This window comes from Streptomyces glaucosporus (genome assembly GCF_039533345.1).
GTDB lineage: Bacteria > Actinomycetota > Actinomycetes > Streptomycetales > Streptomycetaceae > Streptomyces > Streptomyces glaucosporus.
On the sequence record NZ_BAAATJ010000001.1, the window covers coordinates 120,152 to 141,825 of the forward strand.

Genomic DNA, 21,674 nt, shown 5'->3' on the forward strand with positions numbered 1-21,674 from the left:
CTCCGGTCGGCTCCGGTCGGCTCCGCCGCGGCCTGTCGCCGCGGTCGTCCGCCCGGGTCACATCAGCGCCCCGGCCAGGCCGATGACCACCGGGACCACGCCCGCCAGCAGGAAGGCCGGCAGGAAGCACAGCCCCAGCGGGCCCGTCACCAGGACCGCCGCCCGCCGGGCCCGTTCCGTGGCCGCCCTCGCCCGGCGGGCCCGGCACTCGGCGGCCAGCCGTCCCATGGGCTCCACCGCGGGCACTCCCGTCGTCCCCGCCCGCTCCAGGCAGCGCGCCAGCCCCCCGGCCCCGGGCACCTCGCCCAACCGCTTCCAGACCGCGGCCGGGTCGCCCCCGAGCCTGAGCTCGGCCGAGGCCCTCACCAGCCGTTCACCGAGCGGACCGCCGACCGAGCCGCCCACCGCGCCGGCGGCCTCGCACGGCCCCGATCCCGCCGCCAGACAAGCGGCCAGCAGTTCCGCGATGATCGGCAGTTGCCCGCTCTGCCGCGACTCGGCGCCTCTACCGCCCTGCCCGGGCGTTTCACCGAGATATGCTCGCTTTGCCCTATTTGTCCATATGTCGCGCTCCCGCAGAAAGCGCCGGAGTCCATACGCCGCGACCACCCCCACCAGGCCGCCGACCGGGCCGCCGACCAGCGCGAACCCCAGCCCCACGACCCCGGACACCAGCACCGCGTCCCGCACCGGAAGTCGCCGCCACGCCCCGGCCGCCCGCAGAGGCCCCCGCGGACGGGGTCCGCCTTCCAGCAGGTCCGCCAACCGCCGCCTGCGCGTCCTCCGCGCCGACGACGCCACGCCCGCCAGGCGCACGGCAGCCGATGCGAGGGGGCCGGGAAAATTTGTCCACACCCTGTGGACAGTCCCTCCGTTCATTCCCTGCCGCCTTCCTCGGCCGTCCGGACGATCCGGGAGACCCAGGCCAGCCCGGCCCACTCCAGCAGTCCCGCCGCCACCAGGCAGGCCCATCCGGCCGGAGTGTGCAGCAGCACCCGCAGCGGTTGCGCCCCCATGGCACCGCCCAGCAGCAGCCCGAAGGCGGGCAGCAGCGCCAGCACCAGCGCGGTGGATCTCGGGCCCGCCAACTGAGCCCTCAGCTCCAGCCGTTGATCACGCTCCGAGCGCAGCGCCCCGGCCACCCGGTCCAGGCCGTCCGCGAGCCCCGCGCCTCCGTCCACCGCCACCTGCCAGCACGCGGCCATCCCGGTCAGTCCTTCCGCGCCTTCCTGCCGAGCCGCCTGGCGCAGCGCCCCGGCCACGTCCCCGCCGAAGCGCGCCGCCGCCAGCACCGACCCGCCGCCGTCCTCGAACGCCGGCATCCCGACCGCCAGCAGGGCCCGCTCCGGCGTACGGCCGGCCCGCAATTCCCCGGCGACCGCCGAGCACAGCTCGATGACGGCCTCCTCCCGCGCCTCCCGGGCGCGCCGCCGCTGCCCCCGCCGCAGACGGCGGCCGAGCACCGGGACCGCCGCGGCACCGGCCAGCAGCGGCAGCACCGACTCCCCCAGTAGCGCCAGCACCGCACCGCCCGCCAGACACCATCCCCGGCGTCCCGCCCGGGCGCCGAGCCGTCTCCAGGCCCGGGCGACATCCGCCGCCGGCCCGCCGACACCCCGTCCCCGCGCCACCGGTCCGGCACCGTCCGCGCGCAGCAGACGTGCCCGGCGCACCCCCTCGCGGGAACCGCCCGTCAGCCGGCTCAGCACACCCGCGCACAGCACCGCCGCGCACACCGATCCCGCGTACACCGCTTCCGGCTGCGCTCCCACCGCCGTCACAGCACACCTCCGCCCCGCGCGCACAGCCGCTCCAACCGCGGCCAGCCCCGCTCCCGGACGAATCCGTCCGGGTCCCACACCACGGCGGGCACGGTCGTCACCAGGCCGTACCGGTCCTGCTCCAGCACGTGGACCTCGGCGATCCGCCGCCGCCCGTGGCGGTCCCGCGAAAGGTGGAGCACCACCGACAGCGCCGCCGCGAGCTGGCTGTGCAGTGCGGCCCTGTCCAGCCCCGCCGTGGTGCCCAGCGCCTCCAGCCGGGCCGGCACGTCGGCAGCCGCATTGGCGTGGACCGTTCCGCACCCGCCTTCGTGGCCGGTGTTCAGGGCGGCCAGCAGATCGGTGACCTCCGCGCCGCGCACCTCGCCGACCACGAGCCGGTCCGGCCTCATCCGCAGCGCCTGCCGCACCAGATCCCGCAGGGACACCCGGCCCGCGCCCTCCTGGTTGGCCGGTCTGCTCTCCAGCCGGACCACGTGCGGATGGTCGGGTCGCAACTCGGCGGAGTCCTCGGCCAGGACGATCCGCTCCCGCGGGCCGACCAGCCCCAGCAACGTCGACAGCAGAGTGGTCTTGCCGGAGCCCGTCCCCCCGCTGATCAGGAACGACAGCCGGGCATCCAGGATCGCCCGCAGCAGCCGGTCGCCGCCGGGCGGTACTGTCCCGGCCGCCACCAGTTCCGGCAGGGCGAAGGCGCGCGGCCTGACCACCCGCAAGGACAGGCACGTGCAGCCGACCGCCACCGGCGGCAGCACCGCGTGCAGCCGTGTGCCGTCCGGGAGCCGGGCGTCCACCCACGGACGCGCGTCGTCCAGCCTCCGTCCCGCCGAGGTCGCCAGCCGCTGGGCCAGCCGGCGGACCGCCGCGGCGTCCGGGAAGCGGACTCCGGTGCGTTCCACCCCGCTCCCCCGGTCCACCCAGACCTCGTCCGGCGCGGTCACCAGCACGTCCGTCACGTCCGGTTCGGCCAGCAGCGGTTCCAGCGGCCCGGCTCCGATCATCTCCGACCGGAGGGCCTCCACCACGCCCAGCACCGCGCTGTCGCCGAGCAGCCGCCCCTGGGCCCGCAGCGCCGCCGCGACCCGGGCGGGTGTGGGTTCGGCGCCGGTCTCCGCCAGCCGCAACCGCACCGCGTCCACCAGCGTCCGCGGAGCCCCGGTCCCGGACGCCCCTGTCTCCGCTCCCGCGCGGATGTCCGTGCGCACGCTCATACGGCCACGCTCCCCGGCCCGCCGACGGGCGGCACTCCGCTGCCCTCGGGCACCGCACGCGCCCAGAACTCCGAGCAGAACCGGGCCAGCGGTCCGCGCGCGTCCGCACCGGGCGGCCGACCGCCGTCCACCGCCGACGACAACCCGCCCTCGGTGGGCACCTCGCCGGCCAGCCGCAGTCCGAGCAGCCCGGCGATCTCCTCGCCGTCCAGACCGCTTCCGGCGGAACCGCGCACCACCACCCGCAGATCCCGCAGCACCATGTCCGCCCTGGAGGCCACCCGCTGCGCCGCCGCGACCGCCCGCAGCTCGGCGGGGACCACCAGCAGCCCCAGGTCGAGCTGGACCAGCGCTTCGGCGACCCCCTCGTCCAGCCGCCGGGGCAGGTCCACCACGACCACCCCGCCGCGCCGTCTGGCCGCGCCCAGTACCGCGCGCACCGCCTCGGGCGGGACGGTCACGCTGTCCCCCCGGTCCCAGCTGAGCACACGCAGCCCGTGGAGCCTCGGCAGGGACTCCTCCAGCGCCACACCGCCCACCCTGCCGCGCGACTCGGCGAACGCCGGCCAGCGCAGGCCCTCCGTCCTCTCTCCCCCGAGGAGGATGTCCAGTCCACCGCCGAGCGGATCACCGTCGACGAGCATCGTGCGGTGTCCGGCCCGCGCCGCCGTGACCGCCAGCGCGCAGGCCAGGGTGGAGGCTCCGGCGCCGCCCCGTCCGCCCATCACCCCGACGGTCAGCGCCTGTCGGCCGACGCCTTCGGCGGCGTCGGCGATCCGCCCCGTGAGCCAGGACTCCCCGTCCGGCAGGAAGACCACGTGCTCCGCACCGATCCCCACTCCGCGCCGCCAGACGCCGGAATCGTCCAGATCGCGGCCGACGAGCAGCACTCCGGTCCGGCGTGCGGGGGCGCGCGCCGAGCGGGACAGGGGTCCGGCCCGGTCGTCCCCGACCAGCACCAGCGGAGCGCTCTCCCACTTCCCCGGGCCCGGCAGGGCCCCGTGCGCCACTTCCGCTTCCGCTCCCGCCGCCGCGCACAGTCTCAGCAGATCGTCCAGCAGTTTCTCGTCCTCGGTGACGATCAGGATGCTCCCGGTCACTGTCGCAGTCCCCTTCCGGATTCGTCCTCTCCAGTTCGCGGGCAGCCGCGAACGTTGTGCTCAATGACAGTGCCGGGGACCGGAAAAACGAGATGATCTTGGTCTAAATACGGGGACAACTCGGCAGTTGTGAATAACTTGCTCACTCAAACAGGTGGCGCCGGTGAGCAGCCTGACGAACACGGAGAGTAGCGGATCACGAGAGTCCGGATGTCCGCGCTCCGGAGAGCCGCAGAGGGCGGAAGGAGGGCGCCTCAGGGCGCAAAATGCCCCCGGACATGCGACGACCCCCGCCGGGGGGGAGAGCGGGGGTCGTCTCCACGGCCGACTCGGGGGGGGAGGAGCCGGACCGGGGTAGCACGGTCGCGAACGATCCGTGACTTCCATGGTGTACCCGAGAGCCTTCTCAGGCAAACCCACGCACCCCACCTTACGCCGAATGGCGGGCGCATATGCTCACCCCGTGGAAAACCACTCGCTGCCGCGTACCGCAGCCTTCTTCGACCTGGACAAGACGGTCATTGCGAAGTCGAGCACACTCACCTTCGGCAAGTCCTTCTACCAGGGCGGCCTGATCAATCGGCGTGCCGCTCTCCGCACCGCCTACACGCAGTTCGTGTATCTCGTGGGCGGCGCCGATCACGAGCAGACGGAGCGGATGCGCGCCTACCTGTCCGAGTTGTGCCGCGGCTGGAACGTCCAGCAGGTGAAGGAGATCGTCGCCGAGACGATCCACGACCTCATCGATCCGATCATCTACGACGAGGCCGCATCCCTCATCGAGGAGCACCACCTCGCCGGCCGCGACGTCGTGATCGTGAGCACCTCCGGCTCGGAGGTGGTCGAGCCGATCGGCAAGCTGATCGGCGCGGACCGCGTCGTGGCGACCCGCATGGTCGTCGAGGACGGCTGCTACACGGGCGAGGTGGAGTACTACGCCTACGGCCCGACCAAGGCCGAGGCGGTGCGTGAACTGGCCGCCTCCGAGGGATACGACCTCTCCCGCTGCTACGCCTACAGCGACTCGATCACCGACATACCGATGCTGGAGACGGTCGGCCACCCGCACGCCGTCAACCCGGACCGGGCGCTGCGCCGGGAGGCGATGGCGCGGGACTGGCCGATCCTCACCTTCCAGCGCCCGGTCCGCCTCAAGCAGCGGCTGTCCGGATTCTCCATGCCCCAACGGCCCGCGCTGGCCGCCGCGGTGGCGGTCGGCGCGGCGGCGGCCACCGCCGGGCTGGTGTGGTACGCGAACCGGAGACGCGCCCGATTCGGCACCACGTGAGGGCATTTGAAGGGGAAAGTAAATTCTGAGGCGAACAGTTCCGCTTCGCCCCCTGATGGAGTACAAAGGAACCAGAAGGCCCGCGAGACCTGAACCGAATCGAAATCCGAGAGGAAGTCCGGTACAGACAAAGGCCCCACGGACCTGTACATGGAAACCGGGAACCCACGCGCAGCAGACCCGCGATAGGGCCAGCCGCATCGGGGTCGGGCAGAGTCCCCCCTGATGTTCCGGCAGGAACCGTGCACGCCTGGTACCCCGGTGGACATGCCAGCGGCGACACCGACTCCACGCCGGTGTCGCCGCATCCTTGTGCAGTGGCCGCGGAGCCGGGGCCCCGCACCCGACGGCGACTCGTGCACCGCCGCACGGCCGTGACGTCCGCTCCCCGCCCGGTCCGTAAGGGCCGGGCGGGCCGGGAAAGGCCCACAAGGGGAACGGGAGTCAGGCGGCCCCCCGCTGCAGGGCCTCGCAGACCGCCGTGCTCTCACGCGCCCCCAGTTCCACCGCCCGTCCGCAGTGCGCGATCCACGCCGCCATGCCCTCCGGAGTGCCCGAGACGTACCCCTCGAGGGCCCGGACGTAGGCCTCTCCGCCCTGTTCGGCGTGGCCCACCTCCGCCGGACAGATGGACTTCGGGTCCAGACCGCTGGCGATCAGGACGATCCGTTCCGCCGCCCGGGCCACCGGACCGTTGTACGTGCCGAAGGGGCGCAGGGCCATCAACTCGCCGTGCACCACGGCCGCCGCCACCAGCGCGGGTGCGGAGGATCCCGCCACGACGAGCTGGGCCAGGGCGTCCAGCCGGGCCGAGACCTCGTCGGCGTCCAGCAGCGGGAACCCCTCGAGCAGCGGCTCCGTCACCGGCTCCCCCGCCAGCCGCGGCCGGCCCACCGGTTCGCCGCCGGACCGCACCGAGTCCGCGTCCCGCACGTCCCCGCCCGCCGCCACCAGGTGCAGCCGGGCCAGCACCCGCAACGGCGACTGCCGCCACACGTCAAGCAGTTGACCGGCCTCCGCCGTCACCCGCAGCGCCGCGCCGACCGTGCGCGCCTCGGGGTCCGCCCCGAAGTCGCTGCGGCGGCGGACCTCCTCCAACGGCCAGTCGGCTCCGCCGAGTGCCGCGGAGGCGCGGGCTCCGCGCAGCACCGCCTCGGCGGTGACCTCGCTGCTGCGGCGCCGCATCACCCGGTGGCCGTACACCCGGTCCACGGCTTTGCGCACCGAGTCGACGGATTCGGCGACGCCGGGCAGCGCGCCCAGGGCGGCGAGGGGATCAGCAGTCGTAGGCATGCCTAGACCCTACGCACCCCCGGAGGACGGCCATGCCCCACGTTCGAGTGGTCTTCTTCACGTGGGACCGTCCCGCTCCCCGGACCCCGACTAACCTTCCGGTTATGAAAATCGCTTTCGTCGGAAAGGGCGGCAGCGGCAAGACGACGCTGTCCTCGCTGTTCGTCCGTCATCTCGCCGCCCACCGGGTTCCCGTCGTGGCCGTGGACGCCGACATCAACCAGCACCTGGGCGTCGCGCTGGGGCTGGACGAGGCGGAGGCCGCCGCCCTGCCCGCGATGGGCGCCCATCTGCCGCTGATCAAGGAGTACCTGCGCGGCACCAATCCGCGGATCGCCTCCGCCGAGACGATGATCAAGACGACTCCGCCGGGTGCGGGCTCCCGGCTGCTGCGGATCACCGAGGACAACCCCGTCCACGAAGCCTGCGCCCGCCCCGTCCGGCTCGACGGGGGCGAGGCGCGGCTGATGGTCACCGGCCCCTTCACCGAGGCCGACCTGGGCGTGGCCTGCTACCACTCCAAGGTCGGCGCCGTGGAGATGTACCTGAACCACCTGGTGGACGGGCGGGAGGAGTTCGTGGTCGTCGACATGACGGCGGGCTCGGACTCCTTCGCCTCCGGGATGTTCACACGCTTCGACATGACGTTCCTGGTGGCCGAGCCGACCCGCAAGGGCGTGGCGGTCTACCGGCAGTACAAGGAGTACGCCCGCGACTGGGGCGTCTCCCTGCGGGTCGTCGGCAACAAGGTGCGCGGCGAGGACGACCTGGACTTCCTGCGCGCCGAGGTCGGCGACGACCTGCTGGTGACCGTCGGGGACTCCGACTGGGTGCGCGCGATGGAGAGGGGACGCCACCGGCCCTTCACCGAACTGGAGGGGGCCGTCCGCGAGGCGCTGCGCACGATGTACGAGACGGCTGACGCGTCGTACGAACTGCGCGACTGGGAGCGGTACACGCGTCAGATGGTGCACTTCCACCTGAAGAACGCCGAGAGCTGGGGGAACGCCAGGACGGGAACCGACCTGGCCGCCCAGGTCGACCCCTCCTTCGTGCTGGGCGAGTTCGCACCGGGCGGGGAGCCGGTCCCCGCGCCTCAGCCCGCCTGATCGCGTACACCGGTTCCGTACGCCGCGCCGGGATCCCTCCATGGCTCCGGCGCGGCGTACGGCGGTGGCCTGCCCGCCCCATGAGCCGAACGGCCCGGACGAACCGGGCGGTTCCGGCCGGGCGGCCGGAGTCACGCGGGGCGCCGCGTGCCCGGGTCGGGGGAGGAAGGAGGCGGGGCGGCCCGCCGTACCGTCAGGAAGTCCTTCCAGCCGCCCTTCGGGGCCTGCCCCACCTCCAGGGTGCGCAGCTTTTCCAGGACGGCGGGGTCCTGTGCGTCGAGCCAGTCCACGAGTTGCCGGAAAGAGACGCAGTGGACGTCTTCCTTCGGGCAGATCTCCTTGATGACGTCCTCGACGGCCTTCATGTAGACGCCGCCGTTCCAGTCCTCGAAGTGGTTCCCGACGATCATCGGCGCCCGGTTCCCGTGGTAGGCCCGCTCGAAGCCCCGGAGTAGGCCGTCGCGCATCTGGCGCCCCCATGCGGCGCGCTGCGAGGGGTCACCGTTGACGGTTCCCGATTGGTTGGCGAGGAAGTTGTAGTCCATCGCGAGCGTCTCGAACGAGCGGCCGGGCACCGGGACCTGTTGGAGGGGGAGGTTCCACAGCCCGCCCTCCTTGTCGGGCCAGACCTGGGTTCCGCTGCCCGAGGAGTCGTAGCGGAAACCCATCTCCCGCGCGGCCGGCAGCAGGTTCGCCCGGCCCTCCAGGCAGGGGGTGCGGCCGCCGACCAGTTCCCGGTCGTAGTCGAAGGGGAGCGGCTCCTCGTCCGTCCAGCCGGTGGTGGTCTTCCAGTTCTTCACGAACCACTTGGCCTGCTCGATCTCGCTCTTCCACTGCTCGGCCGTCCAGGTGCCGACGCCGCCCGGCCCGCAGAAGTGGCCGTTGAAGTGGGTGCCTATCTCGCTGCCGTCGAGCCAGGCGCCGCGCAGCTGTTCCAGGGTGGCTCTGACGTTCTCGTCCTTGAGGTAGCCGATGTCGGAGGCGCCGGGCGAGCGGCCGGGCGGTTGGTAGCGGTCGGCCTCCGACTCGGGGAGGACGTAGACGCCGCTGAGGAAGTACGTCATATGGGCGTCGTACTCCCTGCCCACCTCGCGGAAGCGGGAGAAGAGCCGCTTGTCGTCCTCGCCGGCGCCGTCCCAGGAGAAGACGACGAACTGGGGGGGTTTCCGGCCGGGCTCGAGCCTTCCGAACTCGGGCTGGTTGGGCTGGGCGCCTATGTAGGCGGTGGAACCGTCGCCTATCAGCTCCGTCCCGGCGACGCGGCCTTCCTCCCGGCCGTCCTTGTTCGCCCTGTCCCCGCCGCTCCCCGGCGTGCCCGGAGCTCCGGAGCAACCGGCTGCCAGCACGGCCAGCACGGCCGCTCCCGCGACGCCCCTGGCCGACCTTCTCGTGGCTCCCATGGATCCACCTCACCGCTTCTGTGCTCGTATGGCCGACATGTCCGGCCTGCGACCAACCTCACACGCACGGTGAGAGACGCAAGCGCGGCCGGTGGCTCCCTCCGCCTTCTTCACCCCCAGGCGTGAATAACGGACCCGTTTGCCCGACTCCCCTCCCAAGATCCTTTACGCGACATTACGATTCGTTTACCAAAACTTTTAGTAGTCAGCCCTGTTCATACAGTGACGGATCTCTGTGACGGAGACGGATATGTCCGCCTGCGCCCCCTCCCGCTCCTCCGACGCCGACCCCACCGGCCCCACCGGCCGGTCCGCCCACTCGTCCCGCGCCTCCCGGCGAGGAGGCCTTCTGCACCGCTCCCCGTACGGGAACGGCCCCGAAGGGGCCCTGCCCGCCGATCTCTCGGCCTCCGTGGCCGTCTTCCTCATCGCCCTGCCGCTCTCCCTGGGCATCGCGCTGGCCACCGGCGCGCCCCTGCAGGCGGGGCTGGTCGCCGCGGCCGTCGGCGGCATCGTCGCCGGGCGGTTCGGCGGCGCGCCCCTGCAGATCAGCGGACCTGCGGCGGGCCTGACGGTGGTCGTCGCCGAACTGATCCAGCGCTACGGCTGGCGCACCACGTGCGCCATCACGGTGCTCGCCGGTCTGGCCCAGCTCGGCCTGTCCGCGCTGCGCACGGCCCGCTCCGCGCTGATGGTCAGCCCCGCGATCGTGCACGGGATGGTCGCGGGCATCGGCGTGACGATCGCCCTCGCCCAGCTGCACATCGTGCTCGGCGGGGATCCGGAGAGCTCCGCCGTCGCCAACGTGCTGGCCCTGCCCGGGCAGCTGGCCGACCCGCATCCCGCCGCCCTGTCGGTCGGCGCCCTCACGGTGGTCGTCGCCCTGCTGTGGCCGCGGCTGCCCGGCCGGGCGGGCGTCATGGCCCGCACGGTGTTCCCTCCCGCATTGGCGGCGGTGGCGCTGGCGACCGCGGTGGCGGTCCTCTCGGATCTGCGGCTGTCCCGTGTGGACCTGCCGTCCTGGCACAGCCACGCCCTGCCCTCGCTGCCCGAGGGGCCGGTCCTGGGGCTGTTCGCCGCCGTGCTCACCGTCACCCTGGTCGCCAGCGTGGAATCGCTGCTGTCCGCGGTGGCGTCCGACAAGCTGGCCGTCGCCCGCACCCTCCCGGACCACCTGTCGGGCGTCCGGATCCCGCGTGCCGACCTGGACAGGGAACTGCGCGGCCAGGGCCTGGCCAACATGGTCTCCGGCGCCCTGGGCGGGCTTCCCGTCACCGGAGTGGCCGTGCGCACCGCGGCGAACATCCAGGCCGGCGCGGTCAGCCGCAGATCGGCCGTCCTCCATGGGGTGTGGGTGCTGCTCGCCGCCGGGCTGCTGGTGGGCGTGCTGGAGCTGATCCCGCTGGCCGCTCTCGCCGCCCTGGTGATGGTGGTCGGCGTGCAGATGGTCAAGATCGTCCATATCCGCAGCGTCACCCGGCACCGCGAGATCCTGGTGTACGCCGCGACGGCGGCCGGCGTGGTGCTGCTCGGCGTCCTCGAAGGGGTGGGGATCGGCATCGCCGTCGCCGTCGCCCTCGCCCTGCACCGCCTGGCCCACACCCGTGTCACCCACGAGACCGACGAAGAGAGCGGAACCCACCGGGTACGGGTCCGCGGCCAGCTGACGTTCCTCGCGGTGCCGCGGCTGAGCCGGGCCCTGGGCCGGGTGCCCGAGGGGAGCCGGGCGGTGGTCGAGCTGGGAGGCTCCTTCATGGACCATGCCGCGTACGAGGCCCTGCGGGACTGGGAGGCCTCCCACACGGCCCACGGCGGCAGTGTGGAGGTCACCGGCCGGTCGGCGCCCTGCGTGCGGGAGCCCTCGTCCTCGCACGGCTGCACCCCGTGGACCCCCTGGCGCAACCACCAGTGCACCAGGCCGCGCACCGCCTCCGGTGAGAACCCCGACCACGGCCAGCTCCTCGGCGGTGTGCGCAACTTCCAGCGCACCACCGCGCCGCTGGTCCGCACGGAACTGGCACGGCTGGCCCGGGAGGGGCAGCGGCCCTCACACCTCTTCCTCACCTGCGCCGACTCACGCCTGGTCACCAGCATGATCACGTCGAGCGGCCCCGGGGACCTCTTCACCGTGCGCAACGTGGGCAACCTGGTCCCGCCGCCCGGCGCCGAGGTGAACGACGACTCGGTGGCGGCTGCGATCGAGTACGCCGTCGAGGTGCTGCGCGTGAAGTCGATCACCGTCTGCGGACACTCCGGTTGCGGCGCGATGCAGGCCCTGTACGAGTCCGGCCCCAAGGACCCCACCACGCCTCTGAACCGCTGGCTGAGCCACGGCCGTTTCAGCCTGGATCGACTGGCCACCCGGCACGGCGCGGGGCCGCGCATCGCGGACCGCGACACCGTACCGCGCGGGACCGACGGGCTGGAGGCACTGTGCCTGGCCAACGTGGTGCAGCAACTGGAGAACCTGCGGGCCCATCCGTGTGTGGCCCGGCGCCTGGCCGAGGGGTCATTGGAACTGCACGGAATGTACTTCCACGTCGGCGAGGCGCAGACGTACGTCCTGGACGGATCGGGCGGTGGCGGTACCGGGGAGGACCCGGTCTTCACTCCCGTACGTCCCGGCGTGGCGGCGGCCTGACCGGCTGCCGGGTGATCGGGCGGCCCCGCTCCGGAGGGGCGGGACCATACCGTTCGACCGCTTGCCGCCCGCTCACCGGCGTACGCGAACCCCTGGTCGCAAGAGGTCTACACCACTTGGCAGACAAGTCTTGTCAGGCGGCACACAGGCTGGTGAGCTATGACCTGGGACACAGCAGACACCCTGGGAAAGGGAGATGTCGTGAGCAACGAAAGCCTGGCCAACCTGCTCAAGGAGGAACGGAGGTTCGCGCCGCCCGCCGAGCTGGCAGCGAACGCCAACGTCACGGCGGAGGCGTACGAACGGGCGAAAGCGGACCGGCTGGGCTTCTGGGCCGAGCAGGCCCGTCGGCTGACCTGGGAGACGGAGCCGACCGAGACGCTGGACTGGTCGAACCCGCCGTTCGCCAAGTGGTTCAAGGACGGCCGCCTCAACGTGGCCTACAACTGCGTCGACCGCCATGTCGAGGCGGGCCTCGGCGACCGGGTCGCCATCCACTTCGAGGGCGAACCCGGCGACACCCGCTCCATCACCTACGCCGACCTGCAGCGCGAGGTCTCCAAGGCCGCCAACGCCCTCGTCGAACTGGGCGTCCAGGCCGGCGACCGGGTCGCCATCTACATGCCGATGATCCCCGAGACGGTCGTGGCGATGCTGGCCTGCGCCCGCATCGGCGCCCCGCACTCGCTGGTCTTCGGGGGCTTCTCCGCCGACGCGCTGGCCGCCCGCATCCAGGACGCGGACGCCCGGGTCGTCATCACCGCCGACGGCGGCTACCGGCGCGGCAAGCCCAGCGGGCTCAAGCCCGCCGTGGACGAGGCCCTCACCCAGCCGGGCACCGAGAACGTGCGCACCGTCCTGGTCGTGCGCCGCACCGGCGAGGAGACCGCCTGGACCGAGGGCCGCGACGTGTGGTGGCACGAGCTGGTGGACCGCCAGTCCGAGCAGCACACCCCGCAGGCGTTCGAGGCCGAGCACCCGCTGTTCATCCTCTACACCTCCGGCACCACGGGTAAGCCCAAGGGCATCCTCCACACCTCCGGCGGCTACCTCACCCAGGCGTCCTACACCCACCACGCCGTCTTCGACCTCAAGCCCGAGACGGACGTCTACTGGTGCACGGCCGATGTCGGCTGGGTCACCGGCCACTCGTACATCGTCTACGGACCGCTGGCCAACGGCGCCACCCAGGTGATGTACGAGGGCACCCCCGACACCCCGCACAAGGGCCGCTGGTGGGAGATCGTCGAGAAGTACAAGGTGACGATCCTCTACACCGCCCCGACGGCCATCCGCACCTGCATGAAGTGGGGCGACGACATCCCGGCGAAGTTCGACCTGTCCTCGCTGCGCGTGCTGGGCTCGGTCGGCGAGCCGATCAACCCCGAGGCGTGGGTCTGGTACCGCCACCACATCGGCGGCGACCGCACCCCCGTGGTGGACACCTGGTGGCAGACCGAGACCGGCTCCATCATGATCAGCCCGCTGCCGGGCGTCACCGAGGCCAAGCCCGGCTCGGCGCAGGTGCCGCTGCCCGGCATCTCCGCGACCGTCGTGGACGACGAGGGGAACGAGGTCCCCAACGGCTCGGGCGGCTACCTCGTCCTGACCGAGCCGTGGCCGTCGATGCTGCGGACGGTCTGGGGCGACGACCAGCGGTACCTGGACACCTACTGGTCGCGCTTCAAGGACCGCTACTTCGCGGGTGACGGCGCCAAGAAGGACGACGACGGCGACATCTGGCTGCTGGGCCGGGTGGACGACGTGATGCTGGTCTCCGGGCACAACATCTCCACCACCGAGGTCGAGTCCGCGCTCGTCTCCCACCCGAAGGTCGCCGAGGCGGCGGTGGTCGGCGCCACCGACCCGCAGACCACCCAGGCCATCTGCGCCTTCGTCATCCTGCGCGGCAACGCCGCCGAGGACGAGGGCCTGGTGGAGGAGTTGCGCGCCCACGTCGCCAAGCACCTCGGTCCGATCGCCAAGCCGAAGCGCATCCTGCCGGTGGACGAGCTGCCCAAGACCCGCTCCGGCAAGATCATGCGGCGTCTGCTGCGTGACGTCGCCGAGAACCGGGCGCTGGGCGACGTCACCACCCTCACCGACTCCGCGGTCATGGACCTCATCCAGGCCAAGCTGCCGGGCGCCGCCTCCAGCGAGGACTGAGCGCGGCCCGGCACGGAGCACGACGAGGAAGAGGAGGGAGCGCCCGGCACAGCCGGCAGCGCACGACGGACGCAGGGGCGTCCGGCCGCCGTGGACACGGTGGCCGGACGCCCCTGCCCGTTGCGGTGCCGCCGCGGCCGGCCCCGGGGGCGCCACCGCGGGGGAAGGGGAGGAAAGGGACGTGCGGCGCTCCCAACCGGTCCTCAACCGGTCCTCAGCCGGTTCCCGGCCCGTCTCCGACGGCTCGCCGCCGCGACGCCGGGCACCGCGGTCCGGCATGATCTGACCCATTCGGTAGCCCACGACTGGAGGAAGCAAACGATGAGCGCAGCCGACGACGGCCGCAGCATCGGTCAGTTGGTCGCCGCGGCCACGACCGAGCTGTCCGCGCTGGTCCACGAGGAGATCGCGCTGGCCAAGGCCGAACTGCGGCAGGACGTCAAGCGGGGCGTGATCGGCAGCGGGGCCGCCATCGCGGCGGGGGCGCTGCTGCTCTTCTCGCTGCCCGTGTTCAGCTTCGCCGCGGCGTACGGCATCCACAACCTGGGGCTCGGACTCGCCTGGTCCTTCACCGTCGTGGGCGCCGTCTACCTGGTGCTCGCCGCCGTGCTCCTGCTGCTGGCCAAGGCCAAGCTGTCCAAGGTCGAACCGCCGCGGCGCACGATCGCCTCGGCCAAGGAGTCGGCGGCCCTGCTGTCGAACGTCAAACCGCACCCGCGGGCCGTCCCGAAGGGGAGGGGGGAGGCCCGGCCCGTCGAGCACGTGTCACGCTCTTCTGCATGACCGACAAGACGGGCACGACAGGCATGGCAGGCACCCCGGGGGCACCCTCGCCCGGCTCCCCCTCGTCCGTCGTCCGGATGGACGGCCCCTGGACGCACCGGGACGTCGCGGCCAACGGCGCTCGCTTCCACATCGCCGAGATGGGCGACGGCCCGCTGGTGCTGCTGCTGCACGGCTTCCCCCAGTTCTGGTGGACCTGGCGGCACCAGCTCCCCGCCCTGGCCGAAGCGGGTTACCGCGCGGTCGCGATGGACCTGCGGGGGGTGGGCGGCAGCGACCGCACGCCCCGGGGATACGACCCGGCGAACCTCGCGCTCGACGTCACCGGTGTGATCCGCTCGCTGGGGGAGCCCGACGCGGCGCTGGTGGGACACGACCTGGGCGGCTATCTGGCGTGGACGGCGGCGGTGATGCGTCCGAAGCTGATCCGGCGCCTGGCCGTGGCCTCGATGCCGCACCCGCGCCGCTGGCGCGCGGCGATGCTGGGCGATCCGCGGCAGACGACGGCCGGGTCGCACGTCTGGGGCTTCCAGAGCCCCTGGGTCCCCGAGCGCCGGCTGGTGGCGGACGACGGGGCACTGGTCGGCCGCCTGCTGCGGGAGTGGTCCGGGCCGCGGATGCCGGAGGACGACGCGGTCGAGGTCTACCGCCGGGCGATGTGCATCCCCTCCACCGCGCACTGCTCGATCGAGCCGTACCGCTGGATGGTCCGGTCGCTGGCGCGGCTCGACGGCTTCCAGTTCAACCGGCGCATGAGGCGCCCGGTCCGTGTCCCCACCCTCCACCTGCACGGTTCCCTCGACCCGGTGATGCGCACCCGCAGCGCGGCGGGCTCGGGCGAGTACGTGGAGGCCCCGTACCGCTGGCGCCTGTTCGACGGGCTCGGCCACTTCCCGCACGAGGAGGACCCGGAGGCGTTCACCAAGGAACTGATCGACTGGCTCAAGGACCCCGAGCCGGACCGGTGATGTGAGCACGTGACATACGCATACGCCAATTGACGGGCCATTGGGCGATTACCGACCTTGGGCACCGGGCAGAGTCCGGGGTATGGGCTGGACGCACGACTACCGTGACGTGTCACGCGACATCCGGGAGCAGAGCGGCGCGCGGGGCACTCCCCCGCGCTCCCCGCGGGACCACAGCGATCTCCGTGATCCCCGCCTCGGCATCCCCCACATCCTTCGCCGCCGCGCCCGTTGGGTGGGCGCGCGGTTGCGGCATACGCGCCACTGACCGCGGCCGGGGCCGTACCGCCGCGGCGCCGCACTTCCTTCCGCGTCACATCGCGCAGCCCCGGCTGTCCACCGGCCCCTGGGCGGCGCGTCCTCGCTGGATGTCCTGGAGCACCTCGTCGTTGGTGAGGGCGTAGCCGGTGCTGTCGTCCTTCAGGGACTTGGCGAAGATGACGCCGTACACCCTGCCGTCGGGCGTGAGCAGCGGGCCGCCGGAGTTGCCCTGCCGGACGGTGGTGTGGAGGGAGTAGACGTCGCGGCGTACCGTGCCGTGGTGGTAGATGTCCGGGCCGGTGGCCTGGATGCGTCCGCGCACCCGTGCGGAGCGGACGTCGAATCCTCCGTTCTCCGGGAAGCCCGCGACGATCGCGTCGTCGCCGGTCTCCGCGTCCTCCTGCGCGAACCGCAGCGCCGGCGCGTCGAGTGACGGCACGTCGAGCACGGCGATGTCGCGTTCCCAGTCGTAGAGGACGACCGTGGCGTCGTGGAGCCTGCCCTCGCCGCCGACCTGCACGGTCGGTTCGTCGACGCCGCCGACCACGTGCGCGTTGGTCATCACGCGCCCATCGCCGAAGACGAATCCCGTGCCCTCCAGCACCTTGGCGCAGCTTGTCGCCGTGCCCATCACCTTGACGATGGACCGCTTGGCGCGGGCGACGGCCGGACTGTCGACGAGCGCCGGGTCCGGGGGCTCCACGGAGGTGATGGGTTCGTTGGCGAACGGGGAGAAGACCTGCGGGAAGCCGTTCTGCGCGAGGACGGACGTGAAGTCCGCGAACCAGGTGTCGGAGTTGTTCGGCAGCACCCCGGAGACGCCCTGGAGCACCGCGGAGTCGCGTGCCTCCCGGGCGAGGACGGGCAGGGTCGTACGGGCCAGCGCCGAGCCGATCAGCCAGGCGACGAGCAGCATGGCCAGGACGTTCACCAGTGCGCCGCCGGTCGCGTCGAGGGCCCGGGCCGGGGACCAGGTGATGCGGCCGCGGAGCCGGTTGCCCAGGTGGGTGGTGAGGGCCTGGCCCACCGAGGCGAACACGATCACCACGATCACCGCCGCGACCGCGCCCAGCGTTCCGGGCGACGCCCCGTCGGTGACCTCGTTCCAGACGACCGGCAGCAGTTGGACCGCGACGAGGCCGCCGCCGAGGAACCCGGCCACCGACAGCACACCCACCACGAAACCCTGGCGGTAGCCGACGACCGCGAACCACACGGCGGCGAGCAGCAGCAGTACGTCCAGCACGTTCACGTCGCCCACCGTCTCATGCGTGCCGGTCGAGAGGGACGAGCCTCCCGGTGTCCCACGGCCGTTCCCATCCGGAGAAGTGCAGTACCCGGTCGATGATCCCGGCCGTGAACCCCCACACCAGGGCTCCTCCGACGAGGAAGCACGGGCCGCGGTAGCCGCTGGGGTGCACCACGGTGGCCCGGTTCGCCGGGTCGGTGAGGTCGGCCACGGAGACGGTGAACACCCGGGCCGTCTCGGCCGGGTCCACCGGCGCCACCGGGCTCGGCTCCCGCCACCAGCCCAGTACGGGCGTGACGACGAATCCGCTCACCGGGATGTAGACGCGCGGCAGCCGGGCGAAGACCTGCACCCCCGCGGGGTCGAGCCCGGTCTCCTCCTCGGCTTCGCGCAGCGCGGCCCGCAGCGGCCCGTCGCCCTCCGGGTCCCCGTCCTCCGGGTCGAGGGCGCCTCCGGGGAAGGACGGCTGCCCTGCGTGGGAGCGCAGGCTGGAGGCCCGTTCCATCAGCAGCAGCTCGGGCCGGGGCCGGTCGCTTCCCGGCGGCCCGCCGTCGCCGAAGAGGACCAGGACGGCCGACTGCCGTCCGCCCTCCCTGGGCGGCAGGAAGCGGCTGAGCTGTGCCGCCCGCACGGTCGCGGCGGCGTCGGCGACCGGGCGGAGCCAGTCTGGCAGCCCCTGGCCGGTGACGGTGACGGGGTCGGCGGGACGGCTGTGCGTCCTGTGTGCGTCCCTCATGCGCCTCACTCCGCGCCCAGCGGCGGCGCGGGCTGTCCGGGGTAGTCCGCCGGGGGCTTGAGCCGCTGGCCCGGCGCGCCCCCCATCTCGTACTTCAGCAGTTTCCTCGCCTTCTCCGGGTCCGTCTCGCCCTCTCCGTAGGAGGGGCAGAGGTGGGCGATCGGGCAGGCGCCGCAGGCGGGTTTGCGGGAGTGGCAGATGCGGCGGCCGTGGAAGATCACCCGGTGCGAGAACATCGTCCACTCGCTCTTGGGGATGATCCCGGCGATCTCGGCCTCGACCTTCTCCGGGTCCGTCTGCTCGGTCAGCTTCCAGCGGCGCACCAGCCGGCCGAAGTGGGTGTCCACCGTGATGCCGGGCCTGCCGAAGGCGTTGCCCAGCACCACGTGGGCCGTCTTCCGGCCGACGCCGGGCAGGGAGACCAGGTCCTCCAGGCTGTTCGGAACCTCGCCGCCGAAGCGGTCGCGCAGGGCCGCGGAGAGCCCGAGCAGCGACCTGGCCTTGTTGCGGAAGAACCCGGTGGGCCGGATCAGCTCCTCCAGCCGCTGGGGATCGGCCGCGGCCATCTCCTCGGGGGTGGGGTAGGCGGCGAAGAGGGCGGGGGTGGTCTGGTTGACCCGCAGGTCGGTGGTCTGGGCGGAGAGGACGGTGGCCACCAGCAGCTGGAAGGGGTTCTCGAAGTCCAGTTCGGGGTGGGCGTAGTAGTACACCTCGGCCAGCTCGCGGTTGATGCGCCGGGCGCGGCGGACCATGGCGAGCCGGGACTCCGGCTTGCCGCCTCTCGTCCTTCTCGCCGCCGCGGCCTGTTCGGCGGGCCCTTGTTCGCCCAGAGCTGAACCACGGGAAGAGCCACGGGACACCGTCACCCGTACGCCCCCTTTCCATCCGGCCTCACCGGCGTGTCGGACACCCGGCCAGCGTACGGGGGAGCGCCGACATTCGCCCCGTTCACCGCCGATTCGGGGCCCGATCGGCCCCCTGACTCATCTGTCGGGCCCCGGGTGCGTCAAACTTGTGATTGATCGCACTGTTTTACCGTCCGGCATCATGGGGGGCGACAGTCCCGTGGGCAGGTCGACAAGGAGAGAACTCGTGGACGACGTTCTGCGGCGCGCCCCGCTTTTCGCGGCGCTTGACGACGAGCAGGCTGCCGAACTGCGTGCCTCCATGACAGAGGTGACCCTCGCCCGGGGCGAGGCCCTCTTCCACGAGGGCGAGCCCGGCGACCGGCTCTACGTGGTGATCGAGGGCAAGGTCAAGCTCCACCGGGCCTCCCCCGACGGCCGCGAGAACATGCTGGCCGTCCTCGGCCCCGGCGAGCTCATCGGCGAGCTGTCCCTGTTCGACCCGGGCCCCCGTACCGCCACGGCCACGGCACTGACCGAGGTCAAGCTCCTCGGCCTGGGCCACGGCGACCTCCAGCCCTGGCTGAACGCCCGCCCCGAGGTCGCCACCGCGCTGCTGCGCGCCGTCGCCCGGCGGCTGCGCCGCACCAACGACTCGATGTCCGACCTGGTCTTCTCCGACGTCCCCGGCCGTGTCGCCAAGGCGCTGCTGGACCTGTCGCGCCGCTTCGGCGTGCAGTCGGAGGAGGGCATCCACGTGGTGCACGACCTCACCCAGGAGGAGCTGGCCCAGCTCGTCGGGGCATCCCGCGAGACGGTCAACAAGGCCCTCGCCGACTTCGCCAGCCGCGGCTGGCTCCGTCTGGAGGCCCGCGCCGTCATCCTCCTCGACGTGGAGCGCCTGGCGAAGCGCTCGCGCTGAGCCCCGCCGCGCCCGGCGTCCGACGTCCCGCGTTCGGCACACGGCCGCCGTCACACCAGGCCGTGCTCCTCCAGGTACTCCAGCTGCGCCCGCACCGACAGCTCGGCGGCGGGCCACAGCGTGCGGTCCACGTCCGCGTAGACGTGCGCCACCACCTCCGGGGCCGTGCGGTAGCCGTTCTCGACGGCCGTCTCCACCTGCGCGAGCCGCTTGGCGCGGTGCGCCAGGTAGTACTCGACGGCCCCCTGCGCGTCGTCCAGCACCGGCCCGTGCCCCGGCAGCACCGTGTGCACGCCGTCGTCCACGGTCAGTGAGCGCAGCCGCCGCAGCGAGTCCAGGTAGTCGCCCAGCCGCCCGTCGGGGTGGGCGACCATCGTCGTGCCGCGGCCCAGCACGGTGTCGCCGGTGAGGATCGCGGCGTCGGCCGGCAGGTGGAAGCTGAGCGAGTCGGCGGTGTGCCCCGGCGTCGGGACCACCCGCAGCTCCAGGCCCCCGGCGGTGACCACGTCCCCGGCCGACAGGCCCTCGTCCCCCAGCCGCAGCGCCGGATCGAGCGCCCGGACGGCCGTGCCGGTCAGCTCCGCGAAGCGGGCGGCTCCCTCGGCGTGGTCGGCGTGGCCGTGGGTCAGGAGCGTCAGCGCCACCCGCCTGCCCGCCCGTTCCACGGTGTCGATCACCCTGCGCAGGTGCCCCTCGTCCAGCGGCCCGGGGTCGACGACGACCGCCAGGGACGAGTCCGGCTCGGCGACGATCCAGGTGTTGGTGCCGTCCAGCGTCATCGGCGAGGCGTTCGGCGCGAGCACGCACACCGCGCGGGCGGTGCCCGTGCCGTCGATCGCGCCGCCGCGCGGCTGCCCGGGAAGGGCCGCTGCGTCCGTCATGCCCTGACTCCCCCGTCCTCTTCCGCGGCCCGCTTCCCCGCGGGCACGTGCTTGGTGAACTCCTCGTGCCCCGGCCAGCTCAGGACCACCCGTCGCCCGCCGGACCCGTCGTCCTCCAGCGTCGCCCGGGCCAGCACGGGCGTCAGGTCGCGTCCGGCGGACGCGGCCAGGGCCGCGGACGCGTCCGGGTACGGCTGGAGCTGCCGCAGGGTGGCGATGGTCGGGGGCATCATCGTCAGCTCACCGCGGTCGTAGGCGGCGGCCGCGTCCGCCGGGCGGATCCACACCGTGCGGTCCGCCTCGGTGGAGGCGTTGCGGGTGCGCTGTCCCTCGGGCAGGGCCGCGACGAAGAACCAGGTGTCGTAGCGTCGCGCCTCGAACTCCGGGGTGATCCAGCGGGCCCAGGCGCCCAGCAGGTCGCTGCGGAGCACCAGCTCGCGGCGGGTGAGGAAGTCGGCGAAGGACAGCTCGCGGGCCACCAGCGCCGCCCGGTCCGCCTCCCAGTCCTCGCCCGTGGTGTCGGCGACGACGGTGTCCGGGTCCGGGCCCGCCAGCAGGACGCCCGCCTCCTCGAAGGTCTCGCGCACGGCCGCGCACACCACGGCCTGCGCGACCCGCTCGTCCACCCCGAGCCGCCGCGCCCACTCCTCGCGCGTCGGGCCGGCCCAGGCCGGCAGGTGCCGGTCGCTCTCGTCGCGCGGATCGACGCCGCCGCCCGGGTAGGCGTACGCGCCCCCGGCGAAGGCCATGGAGGCGCGGCGGCGCAGCATGTGGACGGCCGGGCCGCCGTCGGCGTCCCTCAGCAGCATCACGGTCGCCGCCCGGCGGGGCTCCACGGGCGTGAGCCGTCCCTCGGCCAGGGCGCGGATGCGATCGGGCCACTCGGGCGGGTACCACTGCCCGTTCCCGGCCGGGGACGGCTGGGACGACTGCGGCGGCTGGGACGGGGAGCTCGGCGGCGTTGACGGCATGGCCGGATCGTACGGCCGCGAGCTGCGATGTTCGAGGGTTGATCTCGAACATCACAGCCGTCCGGCACG

General features: G+C 72.9%; 19 protein-coding genes. 8 read left to right on the top strand and 11 right to left on the bottom strand.

Features of this window, described 5'->3' with window-relative positions; genetic code table 11:
- Positions 1 to 57 precede the first annotated feature (57 nt).
- The 4 genes from ABD358_RS00505 to ssd form a co-directional block, all read right to left on the bottom strand.
- The gene (locus ABD358_RS00505) at positions 58 to 672 is read right to left on the bottom strand and encodes a type II secretion system F family protein (RefSeq protein WP_344628754.1); all 615 of its coding nucleotides are present in this window, start codon (positions 670 to 672) and stop codon (positions 58 to 60) included.
- Positions 673 to 875: 203 nt separating this feature from the next.
- Entirely contained in the window at positions 876 to 1,781 is a 906-nt protein-coding gene (locus ABD358_RS00510; protein ID WP_344628755.1) for a type II secretion system F family protein, read from the bottom strand.
- Positions 1,778 to 2,992, bottom strand: coding sequence for a TadA family conjugal transfer-associated ATPase (locus ABD358_RS00515; protein ID WP_344628756.1), 1,215 nt, complete (start codon positions 2,990 to 2,992; stop codon positions 1,778 to 1,780). The genes ABD358_RS00510 and ABD358_RS00515 overlap by 4 nt, the downstream gene beginning before the upstream one ends.
- Positions 2,989 to 4,092 (bottom strand): septum site-determining protein Ssd, encoded by a 1,104-nt coding sequence (ssd, locus tag ABD358_RS00520; RefSeq protein WP_344628757.1) that lies wholly within the window; start codon positions 4,090 to 4,092, stop codon positions 2,989 to 2,991. The genes ABD358_RS00515 and ssd overlap by 4 nt, the downstream gene beginning before the upstream one ends.
- A gap of 439 nt (positions 4,093 to 4,531) precedes the next feature.
- Here ssd and ABD358_RS00525 point away from each other — a divergent pair, with 439 nt between their 5' ends.
- The gene (locus tag ABD358_RS00525) at positions 4,532 to 5,380 is read left to right on the top strand and encodes an HAD family hydrolase (protein WP_344628758.1); all 849 of its coding nucleotides are present in this window, start codon (positions 4,532 to 4,534) and stop codon (positions 5,378 to 5,380) included.
- A gap of 444 nt (positions 5,381 to 5,824) precedes the next feature.
- Here the strand turns inward: ABD358_RS00525 and ABD358_RS00530 are convergent, their stop codons facing one another.
- Positions 5,825 to 6,673: a Fic family protein gene (locus tag ABD358_RS00530; RefSeq protein WP_344628759.1), complete on the bottom strand. Its 849-nt coding sequence runs from the start codon at positions 6,671 to 6,673 to the stop codon at positions 5,825 to 5,827.
- A gap of 104 nt (positions 6,674 to 6,777) precedes the next feature.
- On the opposite strand from ABD358_RS00530, the gene ABD358_RS00535 reads away from it, so the two are divergent.
- A complete protein-coding gene (locus ABD358_RS00535; protein WP_344628760.1) occupies positions 6,778 to 7,782 on the top strand; it encodes an ATP-binding protein in 1,005 nt (334 codons plus the stop codon).
- A 131-nt stretch (positions 7,783 to 7,913) separates the two neighbouring features.
- Here the strand turns inward: ABD358_RS00535 and ABD358_RS00540 are convergent, their stop codons facing one another.
- Entirely contained in the window at positions 7,914 to 9,182 is a 1,269-nt protein-coding gene (locus ABD358_RS00540) for a polysaccharide deacetylase family protein (RefSeq protein WP_344628761.1), read from the bottom strand.
- 250 nt (positions 9,183 to 9,432) lie between these two features.
- On the opposite strand from ABD358_RS00540, the gene ABD358_RS00545 reads away from it, so the two are divergent.
- From ABD358_RS00545 to ABD358_RS00565, 5 genes are all read left to right on the top strand, one after another.
- Positions 9,433 to 11,823, top strand: coding sequence for a SulP family inorganic anion transporter (locus ABD358_RS00545; protein WP_344628762.1), 2,391 nt, complete (start codon positions 9,433 to 9,435; stop codon positions 11,821 to 11,823).
- Positions 11,824 to 12,024: 201 nt separating this feature from the next.
- Positions 12,025 to 13,989, top strand: a complete 1,965-nt coding sequence (gene acs / locus ABD358_RS00550; RefSeq protein ID WP_344628763.1) for an acetate--CoA ligase — start codon at positions 12,025 to 12,027, stop codon at positions 13,987 to 13,989.
- Between the two features lie 321 nt (positions 13,990 to 14,310).
- Complete coding sequence (locus ABD358_RS00555; RefSeq protein ID WP_344628764.1) at positions 14,311 to 14,772, top strand: phage holin family protein; 462 nt, start codon at positions 14,311 to 14,313, stop codon at positions 14,770 to 14,772.
- A 23-nt stretch (positions 14,773 to 14,795) separates the two neighbouring features.
- The gene (locus ABD358_RS00560; RefSeq protein WP_344629041.1) at positions 14,796 to 15,740 is read left to right on the top strand and encodes an alpha/beta fold hydrolase; all 945 of its coding nucleotides are present in this window, start codon (positions 14,796 to 14,798) and stop codon (positions 15,738 to 15,740) included.
- Between the two features lie 82 nt (positions 15,741 to 15,822).
- Positions 15,823 to 16,008 (top strand): hypothetical protein, encoded by a 186-nt coding sequence (locus ABD358_RS00565; protein WP_344628765.1) that lies wholly within the window; start codon positions 15,823 to 15,825, stop codon positions 16,006 to 16,008.
- Between the two features lie 45 nt (positions 16,009 to 16,053).
- Here ABD358_RS00565 and ABD358_RS00570 read toward each other — a convergent pair whose 3' ends face one another.
- From ABD358_RS00570 to nth, 3 genes are read right to left on the bottom strand one after another with little or no spacing between them, the layout of a single operon-like run.
- Entirely contained in the window at positions 16,054 to 17,253 is a 1,200-nt protein-coding gene (locus ABD358_RS00570) for a MarP family serine protease (protein WP_344629042.1), read from the bottom strand.
- 13 nt (positions 17,254 to 17,266) lie between these two features.
- Positions 17,267 to 17,986, bottom strand: coding sequence for an NUDIX hydrolase (locus ABD358_RS00575; RefSeq protein WP_344628766.1), 720 nt, complete (start codon positions 17,984 to 17,986; stop codon positions 17,267 to 17,269).
- Positions 17,987 to 17,991: 5 nt separating this feature from the next.
- Positions 17,992 to 18,816 (bottom strand): endonuclease III, encoded by an 825-nt coding sequence (gene nth, locus ABD358_RS00580; RefSeq protein ID WP_344629043.1) that lies wholly within the window; start codon positions 18,814 to 18,816, stop codon positions 17,992 to 17,994.
- A 262-nt stretch (positions 18,817 to 19,078) separates the two neighbouring features.
- On the opposite strand from nth, the gene ABD358_RS00585 reads away from it, so the two are divergent.
- Positions 19,079 to 19,753 carry a Crp/Fnr family transcriptional regulator gene (locus tag ABD358_RS00585; protein WP_031509240.1) on the top strand — a complete coding sequence of 225 codons (675 nt, stop codon included), beginning with the start codon at positions 19,079 to 19,081 and terminating at the stop codon, positions 19,751 to 19,753.
- A gap of 50 nt (positions 19,754 to 19,803) precedes the next feature.
- Here the strand turns inward: ABD358_RS00585 and ABD358_RS00590 are convergent, their stop codons facing one another.
- Both ABD358_RS00590 and ABD358_RS00595 read right to left on the bottom strand, forming a co-directional pair.
- Positions 19,804 to 20,634, bottom strand: coding sequence for an MBL fold metallo-hydrolase (locus tag ABD358_RS00590; protein WP_344628767.1), 831 nt, complete (start codon positions 20,632 to 20,634; stop codon positions 19,804 to 19,806).
- Positions 20,631 to 21,605 carry an NUDIX hydrolase gene (locus tag ABD358_RS00595; protein ID WP_344628768.1) on the bottom strand — a complete coding sequence of 325 codons (975 nt, stop codon included), beginning with the start codon at positions 21,603 to 21,605 and terminating at the stop codon, positions 20,631 to 20,633. Before ABD358_RS00595 ends, ABD358_RS00590 begins: the two co-directional genes overlap by 4 nt.
- Between the last annotated feature and the right edge of the window lie 69 nt (positions 21,606 to 21,674).